General features: G+C 66.7%; 16 protein-coding genes. 12 read left to right on the forward strand and 4 right to left on the reverse strand.

What is annotated here, in order from left to right; translation table 11 throughout:
• Nucleotides 1–5 precede the first annotated feature (5 nt).
• The 4 genes from K32_RS01175 (at nt 6) to K32_RS01190 (ending at nt 5,290) form a co-directional block, all read left to right on the forward strand.
• The gene (locus K32_RS01175; RefSeq protein ID WP_305798449.1) at nt 6–1,514 is read left to right on the forward strand and encodes a CoA-acylating methylmalonate-semialdehyde dehydrogenase; all 1,509 of its coding nucleotides are present in this window, start codon (nt 6–8) and stop codon (nt 1,512–1,514) included.
• A gap of 160 nt (nt 1,515–1,674) precedes the next feature.
• Nucleotides 1,675–2,925, forward strand: a complete 1,251-nt coding sequence (locus K32_RS01180) for a Zn-dependent hydrolase (RefSeq protein ID WP_201402272.1) — start codon at nt 1,675–1,677, stop codon at nt 2,923–2,925.
• A gap of 60 nt (nt 2,926–2,985) precedes the next feature.
• Entirely contained in the window at nt 2,986–4,443 is a 1,458-nt protein-coding gene (hydA, locus tag K32_RS01185) for a dihydropyrimidinase (protein ID WP_201402273.1), read from the forward strand.
• A 7-nt stretch (nt 4,444–4,450) separates the two neighbouring features.
• Complete coding sequence (locus K32_RS01190; protein ID WP_201402274.1) at nt 4,451–5,290, forward strand: ABC transporter ATP-binding protein; 840 nt, start codon at nt 4,451–4,453, stop codon at nt 5,288–5,290.
• Between the two features lie 22 nt (nt 5,291–5,312).
• Here K32_RS01190 and K32_RS01195 read toward each other — a convergent pair whose 3' ends face one another.
• Nucleotides 5,313–5,723 carry a cupin domain-containing protein gene (locus K32_RS01195; RefSeq protein WP_201402275.1) on the reverse strand — a complete coding sequence of 137 codons (411 nt, stop codon included), beginning with the start codon at nt 5,721–5,723 and terminating at the stop codon, nt 5,313–5,315.
• 289 nt (nt 5,724–6,012) lie between these two features.
• On the opposite strand from K32_RS01195, the gene K32_RS01200 reads away from it, so the two are divergent.
• The 3 genes from K32_RS01200 to K32_RS01210 all read left to right on the forward strand — a co-directional run bounded on the left by K32_RS01200 (nt 6,013) and on the right by K32_RS01210 (nt 9,269).
• Entirely contained in the window at nt 6,013–6,948 is a 936-nt protein-coding gene (locus tag K32_RS01200) for an ABC transporter permease (protein ID WP_201402276.1), read from the forward strand.
• A gap of 151 nt (nt 6,949–7,099) precedes the next feature.
• Nucleotides 7,100–8,224, forward strand: a complete 1,125-nt coding sequence (locus tag K32_RS01205) for an ABC transporter permease (protein ID WP_201402277.1) — start codon at nt 7,100–7,102, stop codon at nt 8,222–8,224.
• Between the two features lie 46 nt (nt 8,225–8,270).
• A complete protein-coding gene (locus K32_RS01210) occupies nt 8,271–9,269 on the forward strand; it encodes an ABC transporter substrate-binding protein (protein ID WP_201402278.1) in 999 nt (332 codons plus the stop codon).
• Nucleotides 9,270–9,983: 714 nt separating this feature from the next.
• Here K32_RS01210 and K32_RS01215 read toward each other — a convergent pair.
• Nucleotides 9,984–11,519, reverse strand: a complete 1,536-nt coding sequence (locus K32_RS01215) for a glycosyltransferase family 39 protein (RefSeq protein ID WP_201402279.1) — start codon at nt 11,517–11,519, stop codon at nt 9,984–9,986.
• 230 nt (nt 11,520–11,749) lie between these two features.
• Between K32_RS01215 and cysQ the strand changes: the two genes are divergently transcribed.
• The 3 genes from cysQ to cysN all read left to right on the forward strand — a co-directional run bounded on the left by cysQ (nt 11,750) and on the right by cysN (nt 15,548).
• Complete coding sequence (gene cysQ / locus K32_RS01220; RefSeq protein WP_244669770.1) at nt 11,750–12,571, forward strand: 3'(2'),5'-bisphosphate nucleotidase CysQ; 822 nt, start codon at nt 11,750–11,752, stop codon at nt 12,569–12,571.
• A gap of 155 nt (nt 12,572–12,726) precedes the next feature.
• Nucleotides 12,727–13,635, forward strand: a complete 909-nt coding sequence (cysD, locus tag K32_RS01225) for a sulfate adenylyltransferase subunit CysD (protein WP_201402280.1) — start codon at nt 12,727–12,729, stop codon at nt 13,633–13,635.
• A complete protein-coding gene (gene cysN, locus K32_RS01230; RefSeq protein ID WP_201402281.1) occupies nt 13,635–15,548 on the forward strand; it encodes a sulfate adenylyltransferase subunit CysN in 1,914 nt (637 codons plus the stop codon). Before cysD ends, cysN begins: the two co-directional genes overlap by 1 nt.
• Nucleotides 15,549–16,106: 558 nt before the next feature.
• Here cysN and K32_RS01235 read toward each other — a convergent pair.
• Both K32_RS01235 and ppk2 read right to left on the reverse strand, forming a co-directional pair.
• Nucleotides 16,107–17,774, reverse strand: coding sequence for a hypothetical protein (locus K32_RS01235; RefSeq protein ID WP_201402282.1), 1,668 nt, complete (start codon nt 17,772–17,774; stop codon nt 16,107–16,109).
• Between the two features lie 156 nt (nt 17,775–17,930).
• Nucleotides 17,931–18,821, reverse strand: a complete 891-nt coding sequence (gene ppk2 / locus K32_RS01240; protein WP_201404296.1) for a polyphosphate kinase 2 — start codon at nt 18,819–18,821, stop codon at nt 17,931–17,933.
• Between the two features lie 436 nt (nt 18,822–19,257).
• Between ppk2 and K32_RS01245 the strand changes: the two genes are divergently transcribed.
• Both K32_RS01245 and pstS read left to right on the forward strand, forming a co-directional pair.
• Complete coding sequence (locus K32_RS01245; protein WP_201402283.1) at nt 19,258–20,592, forward strand: ATP-binding protein; 1,335 nt, start codon at nt 19,258–19,260, stop codon at nt 20,590–20,592.
• 144 nt (nt 20,593–20,736) lie between these two features.
• A complete protein-coding gene (gene pstS / locus K32_RS01250; protein ID WP_201402284.1) occupies nt 20,737–21,786 on the forward strand; it encodes a phosphate ABC transporter substrate-binding protein PstS in 1,050 nt (349 codons plus the stop codon).
• Nucleotides 21,787–21,887: the final 101 nt, after the last annotated feature.

The raw sequence follows: 21,887 nt of genomic DNA on the forward strand, positions 1-21,887 counted from the left end.
ACACAATGGATACGATTGCCCTGAACACCATCACCAATCTGGTCGACGGAAAGCCCTCGCCGTCGAATTCGACGCGCAGCCAGCCCGTCTACAATCCCGCCACCGGCGAGGCCGCGGCGACGCTGCCGCTCTCGACCGCCGCCGAACTGGACGCGGCGGTCGCCTCGGCCAAGGCGGCGTTTCCGGCCTGGGCCGACACGCCGCCGATGAAGCGCGCCCGCGTGATGTATCGCTTCAAGGATCTCCTGGAGAAGAACGCCGATAGGATCGCCCGCGCCATCTCGGCCGAGCATGGCAAGACGCATGACGACGCGCTCGGCGAAGTGCAGCGCGGCCTCGAGGTGGTCGAGTTCGCCTGCGGCATCCCGCATCTGCTGAAGGGCGAGTATTCGCGCAATGTCGGCCCGGCGATCGACACCTATTCCGATCGCCATGCGCTCGGCGTCGTCGCCGGCATCACGCCGTTCAACTTCCCCTGCATGGTGCCGCTCTGGATGTATCCGGTGGCGATCGCCTGCGGCAACACCTTCATCCTGAAGCCGTCGGAGCGCGATCCGGGCGCCGCCATGCTGGTAGCGGAGCTGCTCTATGAAGCGGGCCTGCCGAAGGGCGTGCTCAACGTCGTGCATGGCGACAAGGAAGTCGTCGACGCCATCCTGCACCATCCCGACATCAAGGCGGTCTCCTTCGTCGGCTCCACGCCGATTGCCGAATATGTCTACGCCACCGGCACCAAGGCCGGAAAGCGCGTGCAGGCGCTCGGCGGTGCCAAGAACCACATGGTGGTGATGCCCGACGCCGACATGGACAAGGTCGCCGACGCGCTGATGGGCGCCGGCTACGGTTCGGCCGGCGAGCGCTGCATGGCGGTCTCGGTCGCGGTGCCGATCGGCGAGAAGACGGCCGACAAGCTGGTCGAGACGCTGGCGCCGCGCGTGCGCGCGCTGAAGATCGGCCCGGCGACGGACCGCGACGCCGAGATGGGCCCGCTGGTCACCAAGCAGCACATGGAGAAGGTGCTCGGCTACATCGACAAGGGTGTCGCCGAGGGCGCCAAGCTCGTCGTCGACGGCCGCGGCTTCAAGCTGCAGGGCTACGAGAACGGCTACTTCGTCGGTGGCACGCTTTTTGATCATGTGGACAAGGACATGACGATCTACCGCGAGGAGATCTTCGGTCCCGTGCTCGCGGTCCTGCGGGCCGGTTCCTATTCCGAGGCACTCGAGCTGATCAATGCCCACGAATTCGGCAATGGCACCGCGATCTTCACCCGCGACGGCGACGCCGCGCGCTCCTTCGCCGACAAGGTCGAGGCGGGCATGGTCGGCATCAACGTGCCGATCCCGGTCCCGGTCGCCTATCATTCCTTCGGCGGCTGGAAGCGCTCGGTATTCGGCGACCACGCCATCTACGGACCGGAGGGCGTGCACTTCTACACCCGTCTGAAGACGGTGACGACGCGCTGGCCGGACGGGATCAAGTCCGGTGCGGTCTTCAACTTCCCGACGATGTGACGCTAAGGTGTCGTCGGGTCAGTCCTCTGATTCCAGCCTCCCCGTCCTGACGGGGAGGCACACCGCCGCGATCGCTCGCGGCGGGATGGCGTTGCGTGTTTTTTCCGATCGCCCGGCTGGAGACGCTGGCCGGGAGCTCTAACGACGAAAGACGACCTGCATGACGGCTCCGACCGACAATCTCCGCATCAATGGCGAACGCCTCTGGGACAGCTTGATGGAGATGGCCAAGGTCGGGCCGGGCATAGCAGGCGGCAACAATCGCCAGACGCTGACCGATTCCGACGCCGAAGGGCGTGCGCTGTTCCAGTCCTGGTGCGAGGCGGCCGGCCTGACGCTCGGCGTCGACCAGATGGGCACGATGTTCGCGACGCGTCCGGGCACCGATCCCGATGCGCTTCCCGTCTATGTCGGCAGCCATCTCGATACCCAGCCGACCGGCGGCAAATATGACGGCGTGCTCGGCGTACTGGCCGGCCTCGAGGTCGTCCGCTCGCTGAACGATCTCGGCATCCGCACGAAGCACCCGATCGTCGTCACCAACTGGACCAACGAAGAGGGTGCCCGCTTCGCCCCGGCCATGCTGGCCTCCGGCGTGTTCGCCGGCGCGCTGACGCTCGACTACGCCTATGAACGCCGCGATCTCGAGGGCAAGAGCTTCGGCGAGGAGCTGAAGCGCATCGGCTGGGTCGGCGACGAGGCGGTCGGCGCCCGCAAGATGCACGCCTATTTCGAATACCACATCGAGCAGGGGCCGATCCTCGAGGCGGAAGCGAAGCAGATCGGCGTCGTCACCCATTGCCAGGGTCTGTGGTGGCTGGAAGTGACGCTGACGGGCCGCGAGGCACATACCGGCTCGACGCCGATGAACCTCCGCGTCAATGCCGGCCTCGCAATGGCGCGCATCTTCGAGATGGTGCAGGCGGTGGCGATGGAGAACCAGCCGGGCGCCGTCGGCGGCGTCGGCCAGGTCAATTTCACGCCCAATTCGCGCAACGTGCTGCCGGGCAAGGTCGTGTTCACGATCGACATCCGCAGCCCCGACCAGGAAAAGCTCGACGGCATGCGCGCGCGGATCGAGACCGAGGCGTCCGAGATCGCGGCCGAACTCGGCGTCGGCTGCGCGATCGAGGCGGTCGGCCATTTCGATCCCGTAACCTTCGATCCGACGCTGGTATCGCGCGTGCGCGCAGCGGCCGAGCGGCTCGGCTACAGCCACATGAACCTCATTTCCGGCGCCGGCCACGACGCGTGCTGGACTGCCAAGGTCGCGCCGACCACCATGATCATGTGCCCCTGCGTCGGCGGTTTGTCGCATAATGAGGCTGAGGAAATCAGCCCGGAATGGGCGGCGGCGGGCGCCGACGTGCTCCTGCATGCCGTGCTGGAGACCGCTGAAATCGCCGGCTGAACCCGGAAAATCAAAAGAATGGCCGGCAAAGCCGGCCGAGAGACCAGAGGGAATTTCACCATGTCGACGGTAATCAAGGGCGGAACGATCGTGGCGGCGGATCGCAGCTACGAGGCCGACATCCTGATCGAAGGCGAGACCATCAAGGCGATCGGGCCGGATCTTTCCGGCGACACCGTCGTCGATGCGTCGGGCGCCTACATCATCCCGGGCGGCATCGACCCGCATACGCATCTCGAAATGCCCTTCATGGGCACCACGGCGGCCGAGACCTGGGAGAGCGGCACCTTCGCAGCGCTTTCCGGCGGCACGACGACGGTGGTCGACTTCGTCATTCCCGGCGAACCCGGCATGCTGGCGGCGCTGGAGGAATGGGAAGGCCGCGCCACGCGCCAGGCCTCGTCCGACTATTCCTACCACATGTGCGTCACCGGCTGGTCGGAGAAGCACTTTGATGACATGGCCAAGGTGGTCGAGCGCGGCATCAACACCTTCAAGCACTTCATGGCCTACAAGGGCGCGCTGATGGTGAACGACGACGAGATGTTCGCGTCGTTCCAGCGCTGCGCGGCGCTTGGCGCGCTGCCGCTCGTCCATGCCGAGAACGGCGACATCGTCGCCGCCCTGCAGCAGAAATACCTGGCCGAAGGCACCACCGGCCCCGAGGGCCACGCCTTCTCGCGGCCGCCCGAGGTCGAGGGCGAGGCGACCAACCGCGCCATCATGATCGCCGACGCCGCGGGCGTGCCGGTCTATATCGTGCACGTCTCCTGCGAGCAGAGCCACGAGGCGATCCGCCGGGCCCGCCAGAAAGGCATGCGCGTCTATGGTGAGCCGCTGATCCAGCATCTGACGCTGGACGAGAGCGAATATTTCAACCGCGACTGGGACTATGCGGCGCGGCGCGTGATGTCGCCGCCCTTCCGCAACAAGATCCACCAGGACAGCCTCTGGGCCGGCCTCGCGGCGGGATCGCTGCAGGTGGTCGCGACCGACCATTGCGCCTTCACCACCGAGCAGAAGCGCTTCGGGCTCGGCAATTTCGCCAAGATCCCGAACGGCACCGGCGGCCTCGAGGACCGGCTCTCCGTGCTCTGGAGCCGGGGCGTCGAGACGGGCCGGCTGACGCCGAACGAGTTCGTCGCCGCGACCTCGACCAACATCGCGCAGATCCTCAACATCTATCCGCAGAAGGGCGCGATCCTGCCCGGCTCCGACGCCGACCTCGTCGTCTGGGATCCGAAGCTCTCCAAGACGATCTCGGCCGCGAACCAGAAATCCATCATCGACTACAACGTCTTCGAGGGTTTCGAGGTGCGCGGCCTGCCGCGCTACACGCTGTCGCGCGGCGAGGTGGTCTGGGCCGACGGGCAGAACTCGCAGCCGCAGCCCGGCCGCGGCAAGTTCATCAAGCGCCGGCCGTTCCCGGCCGTCAACGCGGCGCTTTCGAAGTGGAAGGAAGTGACGGCGCCCCGCGCGGTCAACCGTTCGCCCGAGCATATGCCGATCGGCGTCTGAGGCAGGGATGAGCGCCGTGTTCAAACCTTACGAGGAACGAGCCGACGGTCAGCCTTCAACCGGGAATGCGGCATCCGTCATCGATATCCGTGGGCTTTCGCTCACCTTCGAGACGAATGACGGCCCGGTCCAGGCGCTCTCGAACATCGATCTCGACATCAAGCAGGGTGACTTCGTCTCGTTCATCGGCCCGTCCGGTTGCGGCAAGACCACGCTGCTTCGCGTCATCGCCGACCTCGAGCGGCCGACCGGCGGCTCGATCACCGTCAACGGCGTCTCGCCGGAGGAAGCGCGGCTTGCCCGCGCCTATGGCTACGTGTTCCAGGCGGCGGCGCTCTATCCCTGGCGCACCATCGCCCGCAACGTCGCGCTGCCGCTCGAGATCATGGGCCTGCCCAGGGCCGAGCGGGAGCGGCGGATCGCCGACAATCTCGCGCTGGTGAACCTCGCCGGCTTCGAGCGCAAATATCCCTGGCAGCTTTCCGGCGGCATGCAGCAGCGCGCCTCGATCGCCCGCGCCCTCGCGGTCGAGCCGGAGCTCCTGCTGATGGACGAACCCTTCGGCGCGCTCGACGAGATCGTCCGCGATCATCTGAACGAGCAGTTGCTGAAGCTCTGGGCGAAGACGCAGAAGACCGTCGTCTTCGTCACCCATTCGATCCCGGAGGCCGTCTTCCTCTCGTCGAAGATCGTCGTGATGTCGCCGCGTCCCGGCCGCGTCACCGACATCATCGATTGCGGTTTTCCGCGCGAGCGGACGCTCGACATCCGCGAGACGCCGGAATTCCTGGAAGTCGCCGCCCGCGTCCGCAACGGTCTCAGGGCAGGGCACTCCTATGAGGACTGACGCGCCCTTCGCCCGGCCCTCGTCAGCGCGGCACCAGGCCTTCCAGCTCCGGCAGCAGGACAACGCTCTCCTGCTCGTTCGGATCGGTGCGCGCGATGACGGCGACCAGGGGCTCGGAGCTCCGGTTGACGGCGAGATGCGGGAGGTCGGCGGGGATGTAGAACAGCTCGCCCGCCTTGACGACGACGTGTTGCTCCAGCCGCTCGCCGAACCAGGTCTCGGCCTCGCCGGCGAGGATGTAGATCGCGGTCTCGTGGTGCTCGTGCTTGTGGGCGCTGGCCCGGCCGCCGGGCGGGACGGTCAGGAGGACCATGCTGAGCCCGGTCGAGCCGACCGTTTCGGCGGAGATGCCCTCGACATAGGTGAAGCCCTGCTTGCCCAGGTAGCTGCCGCCGGGACGGATCACCCGGCAGGTCCGAGATTGATCAGGCATTAGCGAACCTCATCTTTGTAGTGGTTGTTTCAGTGCATCTTGGGGGGAGAGTAGGGTGCGAGAAAAATTAAAACAGTGGGTTCTGCAAGCTGTTGATCACCGTGGAGGAAAAGCCAGCATAGTTGATGTCGCGCGGCATATCTGGGCCGAGCACGAGGCTGAGCTAAAGAGCGCGGGGGATCTGTTCTATACTTGGCAGTACGATATGCGTTGGGCGGCTCAGAAACTTAGGGATGACGGAATTTTGGCGATCGACCGGAATAGGCACTGGGTAAGGGCGCGCTAGTTTATGGTGCAAGCGACAGCTGTCTTACCAAGGAGAGTCGAGGGAAAGCCCGGCCAGATCTTCCCGGTGACGGTCGTCGTCGTCGCCATCCTCGCGATCTGGTATGTCGGCGCCTTCTTCCTGAACGCCCAGCTCGCCCGCGACGCCTTCGCGCGCCAGAAAGTCGAGCCGACCATCAGCCAACTCGCCGAGGCGACCTTCTCGATGGAGCGGCCGCTGCTGCCGGCGCCGCACCAGGTCGCGACCGAGCTCTGGAAGAGCACGACTGGCTACGCGATCAATTCGAAGCGCAGCCTCGTCTATCACGGCTGGGTGACGCTTTCGGCGACGCTCGCCGGCTTCGTCATCGGCACGCTCTTGGGCCTGCTGCTCGCCATCGGCATCGTGCACGTGTCGAGCCTCGACAAGAGCCTGATGCCCTGGGTCGTCGCCTCGCAGACCATCCCCATCGTCGCCATTGCGCCGATGATTGTCGTCGTCGGCTATAACCTCATGAACGGCCAGCTCGGGCTCTCGACCGATACGTCGCGCTTCCTCGCCAAGGCGATGATCTCGACCTATCTCTCCTTCTTCCCGGTGACGGTCGGCATGGTGAAGGGGCTGCGCGCGCCGGATCCGATGCATCTCGACCTGATGCGCACCTATTCGGCGACGTCCTGGCAGGCGTTCTGGAAGCTGCGCTTCCCGGCCTCGTTGCCCTATCTCTTCACCTCGATGCAGATCGCGATCGCCATCAGCCTGGTCGGCGCCATCGTCGGCGAGCTGCCGACCGGCGCCTCGGCCGGCCTCGGCGCGCGATTGCTGGCCGGCTCCTATTACGGCCAGACGGTGCAGATCTGGGCAGCGCTGCTCGCCGCCTCGATCCTCGCCGCCGTGCTGGTCGCAATCGTCGGCCTCGCCAACCGCATCGTCCTCAAGCGCATGGGGATGGCACGATGAGCAAGGTCGTCATGTCCTCGATCGGCTCCCTCGCCCGCTTGCGGGAGAGGGCGGGGGTGAGGGTGTTTCTTACTTCCGACATCGCCAGCAAGACCCTCACCCAACCCTCTCCCGCGAGCGGGAGAGGGCTTGAACAGCGGGGGATGGCACGATGAGTTCCCGCGGTCATCTGCAGCCCTGGCTCGCCTTTCTCGGCCTGTTCGCCGCCGTGGCGCTGCCGCTCGACGCGGCGGATCCGGCGCGGCTGCTGTCGCGCGAAGGCGCCGCCGGCTGGAGCATCATCCTCCTGCTCGCTCTCGCGACCTATGCCGCCGTCAAGGCCGAGCGCAGCGCCGTCACAGCTATCCTGCTGGCCGTCGCGGCGCATGCCGGCGCCTGGTACGCGCTTGAGATCCTGCCCTCCGTCGCCGGCCATACCGGCCCCGGCTTCTGGGCGCTGCTCTTCACTTCCTGGCTGCTCGCCTGGCGGCTGGTGTCGCAGCTCGCCGCCATCAAGCCTCGCGGCGGTCTCGGCGGCTTCCTGCTCAAGCTCGTGGTGCCGCTGATCTTCGGCATCTGGGTGCTGATCTTCTGGGAGGTCATCGTCGTCGCCTTCCAGGTGCCGCGCGTGCTGATCCCGCCGCCCTCGGCGGTCTGGGCCAAGCTCACCTCGTCGATCCCGATCCTTGCCGCCGACTTCCGCCAGACCTTCCTGAAGGCGGTGATCGCCGGCTATGCGATCGGCTGCGGCGCCGGCTTCCTGGTCGCGATTCTGGTCGACCGCATCCCGTTCCTGCAGCGCGGCCTGCTGCCGGTCGGCAACCTCGTCTCGGCGCTGCCGATCATCGGCATCGCGCCGATCATGGTGATGTGGTTCGGCTTCGACTGGCCGTCCAAGGCGGCGGTCGTGGTGGTGGCCACCTTCTTCCCGATGCTCGTCAACACCGTCACCGGACTCGCCGCCTCGCAGCCGATGCAGCGCGACCTGATGCGGACCTATGCGGCGAGCTACTGGCAGTCGCTCTTCAAGCTCCGGCTTCCGGAGGCGCTGCCGTTCATCTTCAATGCTCTCAAGATCAATTCGACACTCGCCCTGATCGCGGCCATCGTCGCCGAGTTCTTCGGCACGCCGATCGTGGGCATGGGATTCCGCATCTCCACCGAAGTCGGGCGCATGAACATCGACATGGTGTGGGCGGAAATCGCGGTGGCGGCGCTGGCCGGCTCCGTGTTCTACGGGGTGATCGCGCTCATCGAGCGCGCCTCGACCTTCTGGCATCCGTCCTTCCGCACCTGAGGACGGGTTCCGGGAAAGGCAACAAGAACCGAACCTGGAGGGGTCAATGAAGAAGCTAATGATTGGGGCGCTCGCGGTTGCCGCGGGGCTCATGACCAGCGTCTCGGCCCAGGCGGCCGATCCGCTGACGCTGCAGCTGAAATGGGTCACGCAGGCCCAGTTCGCCGGCTATTACGTCGCCAAGGAGAAGGGCTTCTACGAGGAGGAGGGGCTCGACGTCACCATCAAGCCCGGCGGTCCCGACATCGCGCCCGAGCAGGTCATCGCCGGCGGCGGCGCCGACGTCATCACCACCTGGATGCCGGCAGCGCTCGCTTCGCGCGAAAAGGGTGTGCCGCTCGTCAACATCGCCCAGCCCTACAAGAAGTCGGGCATGATGCTGACCTGCCGCAAGGACACGGGCATCAAGTCGCCGGACGATTTCAAGGGCAAGACGCTCGGCGTCTGGTTCTACGGCAACGAATATCCGTTCCTCGCCTGGATGGCGAAGCTCGGCCTCTCGACCGAGGGCGGCCCGAATGGCGTCACCGTGCTGAAGCAGGGCTTCAATGTCGACCCGCTGATCCAGAAGCAGGCCGACTGCATCTCGACCATGACCTACAACGAATTCGGCCAGGTCCTCGACGCGGGCATTCCGGAGAGCGAGCTGATCGTCTTCAAGTATGAGGACCAGGGCGTCGCGACGCTGGAAGACGGCCTCTACGTCATGGAAGACAAGCTCAAGGATCCGGCCTTCGTCGACAAGATGGCGAAGTTCGTCCGCGCCTCGATGAAGGGCTGGGCCTATGCCCGCGACAACACCGAGGAAGCGGCCAAGATCGTCCTCGACAATGACGAGACCGGCGCGCAGACCGAGGCCCACCAGAAGTTCATGATGGGCGAGGTCAACAAGCTCACCGAAGGCACCTCCGGCGCGCTCGCCGAGGCGGATTACAAGCGCACGGTCCAGACGCTGCTGGCGGCTGGCGGCGAAGCGCCCGTCATCACCAAGGAACCGACCGGCGCCTGGACGCACACCGTCACCGACGCGGCCGGGCTGAAGTAGTTTTTTCCTCTACCGCGACATGGAAACGGGCGCCCGAGGGCGCCCGTTTTCGTTTGGGCGGAAGCGTGGGGCAGAACTCCCCGTCATCCCGGGCGGAGACCCGGGATCCATTCAGCCGGGTTGCCGGGCGTTTCGCGCGGCGCGGCTTCGGCTGCATGGATCCCCGCCTTCGCGGGGATGACGGCGAGCCTGGGGCTGCGATCGCGCTTTAACCGTGAAGGCCTTCCTTCACCTCTCCCTGAGGGAGAGGTCGGCTCGAAGAGCCGGGGGAGGGTTTAGGAAACCCTCCAGACAAGGCTCCGGCTCCGCAGCGGATGTTGTCCTGGCGTCGGCGCCTGGGCCAGAACTCCCCGTCATCCCGGGCGGAGACCCGGGATCCATTCAGCCGGGTTGCCGGGCGTTTCGCGCGTTGAGGCTTCGGCTGCATGGATCCCCGCCTTCGCGGGGATGACGGCGAGCCTAACGGAGACGCCAGGCTTCTTCTTCTCTTCCAGGCCGCTCGACCCGCTCCGCCATCATCCTGAGGTGCTTCGCGTGAGCGAAACGTCGAAGGAGGGTCCAGTTGACAATCGAGACCGGGCGAAACCGGCCCCGCCGCCTCCATCAGGGGTGTTCGCTGGACCCTCCTTCGAGGCCCGGCTTCGCCGGGCACCTCAGGATGATGGTCGAGTTTGGGAATGCAGTCTGGGAGAAAGGTCTCGGCGAGCCGTCCCCTCAGCTCTCCGCTTCGCAGCCCCGGAGCGCCGGGGGTACCAGGCCGAGGTCGCGGGCGATCATCGTCAGGGTCTGGTCGCCGAAGGGCCAGCGGCAGACGATGGCGCCCTCCGGAATGTCGTCCGGCAAGGGCTGGTAGCTCGCCGTCAGCAGGAAGGCGAGGGGGCGACCGGCCGCCTTCGACCACAGGATCTCGATCGGCTCCAGCGCCGGGTCGATCGCGCCATAGGAGATGCGGGCCGCCTCGCCGACATAGTGGCGAAGCGCCCTTTCCGCCTGCGGCGCGTCGGTGAGCAGTTCTGTGTCGCGCACGCCGCCCTGCTCGAGGAAGGCGGCGACGGGGCGCCAGTCGTATTTCCGCGCCGACACCAGCATGTCGAGCCCCTGCAGCGCGAAGCCGGCGAAGAGGGCGGCGAGGCCGGCGAGGATCGGCAGCCGCCACGCGCCGGCCCGTTCGACGAGCGCCGTGACGCCGGCCGAAGCGAGCAGGATGGCGGCGGGCAGCATGCCGATCAGATAGCGCCCGGCGCTGGCCGAAAAGATGCCGAGGACGAGGAAGACCAGCGGCGTGCCGAAGGCGGTGACGGCGAGCATGCGGTGGGCCGGTCGCGCGCGGTTCGCGAGGAAGCCGACGAGCATCAGCCCGAGAAAGCCGGCGGCGAGCCAGCCGTTCCAGCCCGCGGCCAGGAAGCGGTCGACGTCGCGCGGCACGACGAAGCCGTAGGTCTCGCCGAATGCCTCGATCGCCCGATCTCCGTATCCGTACCGGGCCTGCCACTTCATCAGCCCGACCGGTTTCGTGGCCTGCGTCACGACCGAGGGGAGCAGGAAGGCCGCGGCAAGGACGATGCCGGCCCAGGTGACGAGGATGTGGCGCCACCAGAGCCGCTTCAGTGCCGGGGCGAACTTCCGGAACCCGCAGGCGGGAAGCGCGAGGTGCTGCAGTGCGACCGGGACGATGCCGGCGGGGATCGAGAATGCCGCGCCGAGCGTGCCGATCGTCGCCAGCACGGCCTGGCGCCCGGGCCTCGGCCGGGCGGTCAGTAGCCCGATCTGGCCGGTGATGGCGAGCGCCACGAAGGCGAGCATCAGCGCATAGGGCCGCGCCTCCTGGCCGTACTGGATCAGCGCCGGATAGAACGCGTAGAGCAGCCCGGCCGCGATCGCCCCGATCCGGCCGGAAAGGCGGAGCGCCACCAGCGCGACGAGCGCGCCGGCGGCGCTGTCGAAAAGCGCCGAGGGCAGGCGCAGCGCGAATTCCGAGCCGCCGCCAAGGCCGAGCGCCTTCAGAGCCGCGAAATAGGTCGGGAAATGCCCGTTGGCGAGCCGATCGGCGACGAGCGCCGGCCAGGATGTGGCGACGACATCGGCGGTGATCGCCTCGTCGAACCAGAGCGCGAGATTGCCGAGCGTCGAGAGACGGAGGGCGAGGCAGAGGGCGAAGGTCAGCCCGGCGACGAACAGGGGCGCCAGGATCGCCGCATGCGGCCATCGCGTCGCGTTCGCCGGCGATGGAAGGATCTCGGCCTCAGCCATGCCGCCTTCCCATGCTTTGCTCGTCGCTGCCCCGGCCAGAATAGGATACGCGGCGCGGATCCGATGACAGGCTGTTGCGCGTCTTGTCCGGCAAATCCGCGCCCCGGGGGGCTTGCCGCTTGTGCAAGGCGCCGGGGAGCGCTACGAGCGCAGAAGGCATCGTCGTTTCCGTAGCGAAAGTCATTCCGGGCCATCCCCCCTTGCCGGCCAATTCTTGGAGAGTTCCGATCGTGTCCCGTCAGAAGGCCCCAGACGACGCCGTGTTCGAGGCCCTGATCGCGACGGCGATCGCCGCCGGCACCGTTGTCATGCACGTCTATGATGGCGGCTTCGCGGTCGAGCACAAGGGCGATGCTTCGCCGGTTACGGAAGCCGACCGGCTGGCGGAGAAGGTGATCCTCGCCGATCTCACACGGCTGGCACCGGATATTCCCGTCGTTGCCGAGGAAGCCTGCTCCGATGGCCTCATTCCGACGGTGGGCGGGGCGTTCTTCCTGGTCGATCCAGTCGACGGCACGCGCGAGTTCATCAGCCGCAACGGCGATTTCACCGTCAATATCGGGCTGGTCGAGAACGGCGTGCCTGTTCTCGGCATCGTCTATGCGCCGGTGCGCGGCGATCTCTATGCCGGACGTCTCGGCAAGGGCGCCGAGCATCTCACCATCGTCGACGGCGCCATCGCGGCGCGCCGCGCCATCCACGTCGCCGATCCGGCCGCCTCGCCGCCGCGTATCCTCGCCAGCCGCTCGCACCGCACACCCGAGACCGATCAGTTCATCGCCCGCTTCCCCGGCGCGTCGCTGGTCGCCGCCGGTTCGTCGCTGAAGTTCTGCCTGATGGCGGCGGGCGAGGCCGATCTCTATCCGCGCATGGGACCGACCATGCAATGGGACACGGCGGCGGGCGACGCGGTGCTGCGCGCGGCTGGCGGTATGGTCGAGACGGTCGATGGCGGCGCGTTCGTCTATGGCCCCGCGGGCGGCGACGGCGTTCGCGCCTATGCCAATCCCTGGTTCGTGGCGCGGGGCGCCCGGATCCCGGCCATCGCGTGAAACACGACCATATCCATCGAGTTTGTTGAAACCACTTTTCGAAAATCGAGGTCATCGCGCCAATCTTCAAGCCATAGATGGATAATTACGGCACAGCTGTGCTTGAGACCGAGGGCTGACGAAGACTAGGTTTCCGCTCCATTCCGGAGTTTTTCATGGCACAACCCGTCCTGTCGCATCTTCGCCGCCTCGAGGCCGAGGCGATCTTCATCATGCGGGAAGTCGTCGCCAACTTCGACAATCCCGTGATGCTCTATTCGATCGGCAAGGATTCGTCGGTCATGCTGCATCTGGCGATGAAGGCCTTCCACCCCGGCAAGCCGCCCTTTTCGCTGCTGCATGTCGATACGACGTGGAAGTTCCGCGAGATGATCGCGTTCCGCGACGAGACGGTGCGCCGGCTGGGGCTGGACCTGAAGGTCCATACCAACCAGGAGGGCAAGGCGGCGGGCATCAACCCGTTCGACCATGGCTCGTCCAACTACACCCAGATCATGAAGACCGAGGCGCTGAAGCAGGCGCTGGATGCCGGCGGCTATGACGCGGCCTTCGGTGGCGCCCGTCGCGACGAGGAGAAGAGCCGGGCCAAGGAGCGCATCTTCTCGTTCCGCTCCGCCAACCACGGCTGGGACCCGAAGAACCAGCGGCCGGAGCTCTGGTCGCTCTACAACACCCGCGTGAAGCCCGGCGAGACGATCCGCGTCTTCCCGCTGTCGAACTGGACCGAGCTCGACATCTGGCAATACATCCTCGCCGAGCAGATCCCGATCGTGCCGCTCTATTTCTCGGCCGAGCGCCCGGTGGTCGAGCGCAACGGCCAGCTGATCATGGCCGACGACGCGCGCATGCGCTTCCTGCCGGGCGAGGTGGCGGAGATGCGCCGCGTCCGCTTCCGCACGCTTGGCTGCTATCCGCTGACGGCGGCGGTCGAATCCGACGCCGAGACGCTCGACGACATCGTCCGCGAGATGTTCCTCGCCACCACCTCCGAGCGGCAGGGCCGCCTCATCGACCACGACGAATCCGGCTCGATGGAAAAGAAGAAGCGCGAGGGATATTTCTGATGACCGAGATCGTCTCCCCCCGTCCGGTCGTCGACGGCCAGCCCGCGCCCGTACTCTTTGCCGAGAAGGACGTCAAGGGCATCCTGCGTTTCCTGACCTGCGGCAGCGTCGACGACGGCAAGTCGACCCTGATCGGCCGCCTGCTCTATGACACCAAGCGCCTGTTCGAGGACCAGCTCGCGACGCTGGAAAAGGACTCCCGAAAATTCGGCACGGTCGGCGATGACATCGACCTCGCCCTCCTGGTCGACGGGCTCGAGGCCGAGCGCGAGCAGGGCATCACCATCGACGTCGCCTATCGCTTCTTCGCCACCGAGAAGCGCAAGTTCATCGTCGCCGACACGCCCGGCCATGAGCAGTACACGCGCAACATGGCGACCGGCGCCTCGACGGCGGATCTCGCGGTCCTCCTCATCGATGCGCGAAAAGGCATCCTGACCCAGACGCGACGGCACGCGACGATCGCCTCGCTGCTCGGCATCCGCCACGTCGTGCTCGCCATCAACAAGATCGACCTCGTCGGCTACGACCAGGCGGTGTTCGAGCGCATCGTCGCCGAATTCGACGCGGACGCCGATCACTACGGCTTCGCAAGCCGTGTCGCCATCCCGCTCTCGGCCCGCTTCGGCGACAACGTCACCGCGCCGAGCCCGAGCATGGGCTGGTATCGCGGGCCGACGCTGCTGGAGCATCTCGAGACGCTCGAACTGACGCCGAGCGCCGAGCGGCCGTTCCGCTTCCCCGTGCAATGGGTGAACCGCCCCGACCTGAGCTTCCGCGGCTATTCCGGAACGGTAGCGAGCGGCGAGGTCCGGCCGGGCGACGCGGTGGTGGTGGCGCGGACCGGCCAGCCGGCGAAGATCGAGCGCATCGTCACCTATGACGGCGACCAGCCGGTCGCCGCGACGGACGACGCCGTCACGCTGACGCTCGACCGCGAGATCGACGTGTCGCGCGGCGACATCCTGGTGCCGGCCGAGGCTCGGCCGGACGTTTCCGACCAGTTCGCCGCGCATCTGATCTGGATGGCCGAGGCGCCGATGCTGCCGGGGCGGCCCTATCTGATGAAGGTCGGCACCCGCGTCGTCGGCGCGGCCGTGACCGAGCTGAAACACCGGGTCGAGGCCGACACGCTGAAGCCGCTGGCGGCGAAGACGCTGGCGCTGAACGATATCGGTTTCGCCAATCTGTCGCTCGCCGAGCCGATCGCCTTTGATCCCTATGAGGAGAACCGCGCCACCGGCGCCTTCATCCTGATCGACCGGTTCACCAACCAGACGGTCGCCGCCGGCATGATCCGCTTCGGGCTCCGCCGCGCCACCAACATCCACCGCCAGGCGCTCGATATCGACAAGGCGGCGCGCTCCGGCGCCAAGGGCCAGCGGCCGAGCATCCTCTGGTTCACCGGCCTCTCCGGCGCCGGCAAGTCGACGATCGCCAATCTGGTCGAGAAGAAGCTGCACCTGATGGGGCGGCACACCTATCTGCTCGACGGCGACAATGTCCGCCACGGCTTGAACCGCGATCTCGGCTTCACCGACGCCGACCGGGTGGAGAACATCCGCCGCGTCGCCGAGACGGCGAAGCTGTTCGTCGACGCCGGCCTGATCGTGCTGGTCTCGTTCATCTCGCCCTTCCGCTCGGAGCGCCAGATGGCGCGCGATCTGGTGGAGGACGGAGAGTTCATCGAGATCTTCGTCGATACGCCGCTCGCCGTCGCCGAGGAACGCGACGTGAAGGGCCTCTACAAGAAGGCGCGCGAGGGCCAGATCAAGAATTTTACCGGCATCGACAGTCCCTACGAGGCGCCGCTTTCGGCCGACATCCACCTCGACACGACGACGCACGAGTCCGAGGCGCTGGCCGATCAGATCGTCGACTACCTCATCGGCAACGGTTACCTGCCGGGGTAACGGGTCGGAGGGGCATGCGCCCCTTCACCGGTCCCTGCGCGTCTGGCCCGTAATGTTGGGATTTTGGTGGAATCCTGCCCTCTTTCTTGAACCTCCCCCTTGAGGGGAGGTCGAAAACGCCCTTCGCGTTTTCGGGAGGGGGTAATTCGCTGAGCTTGCGGCAAATCCGACGAAGAACCCTTCCCCAAGACCGCCAGATGGCGGTCTTGACCCTCCCTCAAGGGGAGGGTTCAAGGCCCGGTTCCATTTCGGGCCCGACACTGAGGAGATCTTTGCAGGACACCACTCTCATCATGCTGAGGAGGCCCGCAGGGCCGTCTCGAAGCACGCAGAGCCGCTGTGCCATCGATGGACTGCACGGAGTTCGTGCGTCCTTCGAGGCCCGAGCTGCGCTCGGGCACCTCAGGATGATGGGAATCGAGCCTCTGGCCCTAGGGCGCGCGGCCCGTCATCCCCGCGCAGGCGGGGATCCATGCAGCCGAAGCCTCGCCGCGCACAGCGCCCGGCAACCCAGCTGAATGGATCCCGGGTCTCCGCCCGGGATGACGGCGGGCACCCCTATTTCAAAATCTCGATCCGCACCGAGCTGACATCGGCCGCGGTGCCGTCGCCGGGGATGCCGGGTTCGATCATGATCGCGTCGGTCTCCGGGCCGCCGCGGTCCTTCGGCACGGTCCAGGTCAGCGACAGCGGCGCATAATCGGCGCCGATCGCGCCGTCCTGCCAGGGGCTGAGGCTGCGGCCGTTCTGGTAGGAGAAGCGGAGCGAGTTCGCCGGGTCGGTCGCCGCCGCCCGCGCCACCACGACGATGCGGACCGTGCGGCCGGCGAGGCGCTCGAACACGCCGCGCCCGACCGTGATCCGCGATCCCGTCGAGTTGGACGAGGAGGCGACGCGGGCGAAGCCGCCCAGCGTGTCGCCCTCGAAGCGGACGGGATTGTCGGGCGACGACTGGAACACGCTGGGGTCGCGGCCGTCGAACAGGGTGATGGATTCGAGCGCCAGCGCGCCGGTCGGAATTTCCGCCGGAGAGGCCGGGGCCGGCGCGGCCGGCCTGGCCGGGGCGGTCGTCGCGGGCGCCGGGCTCGCCGGTTGTGATGACGGAGCCGGCGGGGTCGTCGCGGCGACCGAGACGGGCGGCGACGGCGCGCGGCCGAGGAAATGGGCGCCGGCAAAAATACCGCCGACGAGCAGGATCGCCGCCGCGGCGACCGCCGCGATCACCCGTCCGCTGACCTGACCGCTGAATTGGCCGATCGCGTCGCGGACGCGCTCGCCGAGACTCGGGCGCGCCGGCTCCTCGTCATAGAGTTCGTCGTCGGCCGGCTCGTCCTCAGCCGGCTCGATGTCTTCGAGTTGTTCCTCGTCGTCGATCGGCTCGCCGGCGACGTGCGTGGGGCGCGCCGCGACAAGGCGCTCGCCGAGGCGATCCAGCCTGTCGAGGCGATCGTCGCTATCGTCGTCGCGATCGTCGGAATCGTCGTGCTCGTCGTCTTCGGCGTCCGGCTCGTCGTCCTCGGACGCCGCCCCGGCGAGGGCATCGTCGAGCCACGTGTCGACGTCGGGAGCGTCGATCTCGTCCTCGGGCTCCTCCGCCGCGTCGTCGGCTTCCGGCGGCTCGTCCGAGGCGTCTGTTTCCTCGACCTCGTCCTCGAGCTCGATGGGATCTTCTTCCTCGGCGGGATCCTCGTCGTCGGCGGCCGGAACCAGCTTGCCGTTCAGCCGGGCGAGCGCTTCCTCGACGGCCTTCTTCGCCTTCAGGGCGCTTTCGGTCCGGTCCGCCTGGAGGACGGGCGTCGGAGCGCCGATCTCAGGCAGCGGCGCGAAGCGGGCCGGCCGGCGCAGGATGGCGAGCGCCTCGGCGCGCCGGTCGGGAAGCGGCGCGGGTTTCGGCTCGGGGCTCGGTTCCGGATCCTCTTCGGGCTCCGGCTCTCCCTCGTCGCTTGCGGACTGCGAGCTCCGGCCGGGATCAAAACCCCGACCGGGTTCGAATGCCAGTTCCGGCGCGGCTTCCGCCTCGTCCAGCGCGAGCGCCGCGGCCAGCGGCAGCTCGGGTTCGTCGTCCTCGAATGCCGGCGGGGCCTCCGGGGGCGCGTCGGCTTCGTTCAGGATGGTCACGACGATATCGTCGAACTCGTCGATCTTGCTGTCGATCTCGCTGGGCGAGAGGGGCGGGTCATAGGACCACAGCAGGCGGATCATCGCTTCGCGCGCATTCGCGAACATGCGTTCCCGACCGTCCTGATCGGACGGGTCGAGATGCGCTACGGAGCGACGCAGGACCGATTGGAGCTGACTCATATTCCCCGGGATGACCGAAAAAGGGTGAACGAACGGTTGATAAAGCGAACCGAAGGCAAAACTTCGGCAGCCTTCCCTCCGTCAGGAGCCCTTTTTCAGGAACTTCAGACCCTGTCCGAGGATGAGCGGATCGGGCTCGCGCACCACCGATTTGTCGCGGCCGGGATAGTCGATCTGGCCCAGCACGTGGCGGATGATGTTGAGCCGGGCGCGGCGCTTGTCGTTGGCAAGCACCACGGTCCAGGGCGTCGCCTCGTTGTGACAGGCCTCGAGCATCGTGTCGCGCGCCTTGGAGTAGTCCTTCCACTTGCCAAGCGCTGCATAGTCCATCGGCGACAGCTTCCAGATCTTGAGCGGATTGTGCCGCCGCTCGTGGAACCGCTTCAGCTGCATCTCCTGGCCGATGTCGAGCCAGAACTTGAACAGGATCGTGCCGGACTGGACGAGCGCCTGCTCGAAATAGGGAACCTGCTTCAGGAAGATCTTGTACTCTTCCGGCGTGCAGAAGCCCATGACGATCTCGACGCCGGCGCGGTTGTACCAGGAGCGGTCGAAGGTGACGATTTCGCCCGCCGTCGGCAGCTCCGCGACATAGCGCTGGAAATACCACTGGCCGCGCTCGGTCTCGGTCGGCTTCGGCAGGGCGACGTCGCGCGCGGTGCGCGGGTTGAGATATTGCCGCAGCGCGAAGATGGCGCCGCCCTTGCCGGCGGCGTCGCGGCCCTCGAACACCATGACGACCTTGAGGCCCTTCTCGATGACGTGGTGCTGCAGCTTGACCAGCTCGATCTGCAGCGCCGTCAGGTCCTCGTCGTATTTCTCCGACTTCAGCGTCTTGTCATAGGGATAGCCGCCCGACTTGAGCGCGGTGTCGGCGACCCATTCGGGCAGGACGGGATTGTCGAGATCGAACGAGCCGAGCTTGGTCTCGATCGGCGCGGCGTCGAAGGTCGGCTCGAGCTGCTTCGGCAGCGGCGGAGCGGCCTCCGGCTTGCCGTTGTTGTCACTCTTCTCGCCCTTGTCGTCCTTGGTTCCCTTGTCCTTCTTATCGTTCTTGTCGTCCTTCTTGCTCTCCTTGGCGTCTTTGGCGTCCTTGCCATTCTTGCCGTTCTTGCGCTTGTCGCCCTTGTCCGGCTTGTCCTGCTTGCCGGACGCCTCGTCGGCGGAGACGATGACTTCCGCCGTCGTGCCGTTTTCGGTCTTCGGATCCTCGGAAGTGCTGTCGCCGGCCCCGGACGCCGCGGATCTGGACTTTGTCTTCCCTGCATTGGCCATGTCGGCTCCGATCTCCTAAGTATGCCCTGCGCGGGACACTGCCACGATGTCATCTGCTTGTCCTGTTCGACATGCGATGATGAGCCGGCATTGCTGTCGCGGGACGGCGGATTGGGATGAAACGGAATTGTTGATGGCCGATAACGAAGGGTTGGCGGAAGAGCGGGAGATCGACGGCGACAGGGGAGGGCTCGCGGCTCGCCTGCTCGACGCGCGCGCCTTTTTCATGATGCTGGCGGCGCTGCTGCTGCTGCTCGTGCTGATCGGCCAGATCCGCGCCGTCGTCGCCGGCATCCTGCTCGCCTGCACCCTCGGCTTCTTCGCCGTCTTCGTGCGCGGCCGCGAGGCGCGCCCCGTTCGGTTGAAGAGCCGCCAGCCGCCCTCGATCTGGCCCGAGACCGGCGTCAAGCGCATGGCGGACGCGCTGCCGGAACCCTGCATCATCCTCGATCGGCGTGGCGTCGTGCGCTATGCCAACAGCCGCGCCGAGGGCGCGTTTCCGATCCGGCCGGGCGATCCCTTGACCTTCCGGCTGCGCGCGCCCGATTTCGTCGGCGCCTTCGACCGCGTCGCCGGCGGCGGCCCGGCCGAGAAGGTCGAGTTCCTCGAGCGTGGCCCGACCGAGCGCTGGTACGAGGCCTGGTTCTCGCCGCTCGAGCCGGCCGCCCATGCCGACAACGACCGCAGCGGCTTCATCGTGCTGATCTTCTCCGACCTGACCGAACAGCGCGTCAGCGAGAAGATCCGCGTCGATTTCGTCGCCAATGCCAGCCACGAGCTCCGCACGCCGCTCGCCTCGCTCTCCGGCTTCATCGAGACGATGCAGGGCCCGGCCCGCGACGACGCCGTGGCGCGCGAGCGCTTCCTCGGCATCATGCACGACCAGGCGACGCGGATGAGCCGGCTCATCGACGACCTCTTGTCGCTGTCGCGCATCGAGATGAAGGCGCATATGCGGCCGGAGACGCCCGTCGACGTCTCCCGCGTCATTCGCGGCGTCGTCGACGCGCTGGAGCCGCTGGCGCGCGATCTCGGCGTGACGATCGAGACCAACCTGCCGGAAACGCCGCTGGTGGTGCCGGCCGATCGCGACGAGCTGGTGCAGGTGTTCCAGAACCTGATCGAGAACGGCTGCAAATACGGCCGCTCCGGCAAGCGCGTGCTGGTGACGGCGACCGCGCCGGTCGGCGGGCGCGGCGGCCCGGTCGTCTCGGTGCGGGATTTCGGCGCCGGAATCCCGGCCGAGCACCTGCCGCGGCTGACCGAGCGCTTCTATCGCGCCGACATCCAGGCGAGCCACGCCCAGCGCGGCACCGGGCTCGGCCTCGCCATCGCCAAGCACATCCTCAACCGGCACCGCGCCAGGCTTCTGATCGAAAGCCGGGCGGGAGAGGGGTCGACCTTCACTGTCGCATTCACTACGCAACTGGCGGTTCCGGATTCGATGTCTCTTGAGAAAGTGAAGTGATTACAAAGGCTTGCACTGTCACAAAACAGTAATGGGACTGTCATAGAACCATAACGTGTGACCTCTACGGTCCCCTCGCGTCCCGGTCGTCTGCGGCGGGGACAAGCAACCGCAAGTCCCGAACCTTCGTCAGGGAGACGTCAGGTGAAACTCAAGAACATCGTTCTCGCCGCCGGCCTTTTCGCCACCACGATTGGCCTCGGCGCGGCCCAGGCAGCCGATATCTCCGGCGCCGGCGCGACCTTCCCCTATCCGGTCTACGCCAAGTGGGCGGATAGCTATAAGAAGGAAACCGGCATCGGCATGAACTACCAGTCGATCGGTTCCGGCGGCGGTATCAAGCAGATCAAGGCCAAGACGGTCACCTTCGGCGCCTCCGACGCTCCGCTGAAGCCGGAAGAGCTCGCGAAGGCCGGCCTGGTCCAGTTCCCGACCGTCATCGGCGGTGTGGTTCCGATCATCAACGTTCCCGGCCTGAAGCCGGGCGAGCTCGTCCTCGACGGCCAGACGCTGGCCGACATCTTCCAGGGCAAGATCGCCAAGTGGAACGACGAGGCGATCAAGAAGCTCAACCCGTCGCTGACGCTGCCGGATACCGCGATCGCCGTCGTGCGCCGCTCGGACGGTTCGGGCACCAGCTTCGTCTTCACGACCTACCTGTCGCAGGTCTCGAAGTCCTGGGCTGACGAGATCGGCGCTGCTTCGGCCGTCGAATGGCCGGTCGGCCTCGGCGCCAAGGGCAATGAGGGCGTCGCCGCCAATGTCGGCCAGACCCAGGGTTCGATCGGCTACGTCGAGTATGCCTTCGCCGCCCAGAACGGCATGTCCTACGCCAAGCTCGTCAACAAGGACGGCCAGACGGTTGCTCCGGACGCGGCCAACTTCGCCGCCGCCGCCGCCAATGTCGATTGGGCCAATGCTCCCGGCTACTACGTCCTGCTGACGAACGAGCCCGGCGCGACCTCCTGGCCGATCACCGCCGCCACCTTCATCCTCGTCTACGCCAAGCCGGACAACGCGGCCGACGTCGCCGAAGCCCTCAAGTTCTTCAACTGGGCCTACGACAAGGGCGACAAGATGGCTGAAGAGCTGCACTACATCCCGCTGCCGGACGCGGTCGTCGCCAACATCAAGGCGACCTGGGCCAAGGAAATCCTTGGTGCCGACGGCAAGCCGGTCTTCGCGGCCAACTAAGCCGACCTGATCAGGAAGAGGGGCGCACTGCCCCTCTTCTTCCTCGTGACAAATAGTGGCTCCGTATGCGGAACCGGGAAAACAACATGGTCGATGCAGCG

The organism is Kaistia sp. 32K, from assembly GCF_016629525.1.
In the GTDB taxonomy this organism is placed as follows: Bacteria; Pseudomonadota; Alphaproteobacteria; order Rhizobiales; family Kaistiaceae; genus Kaistia.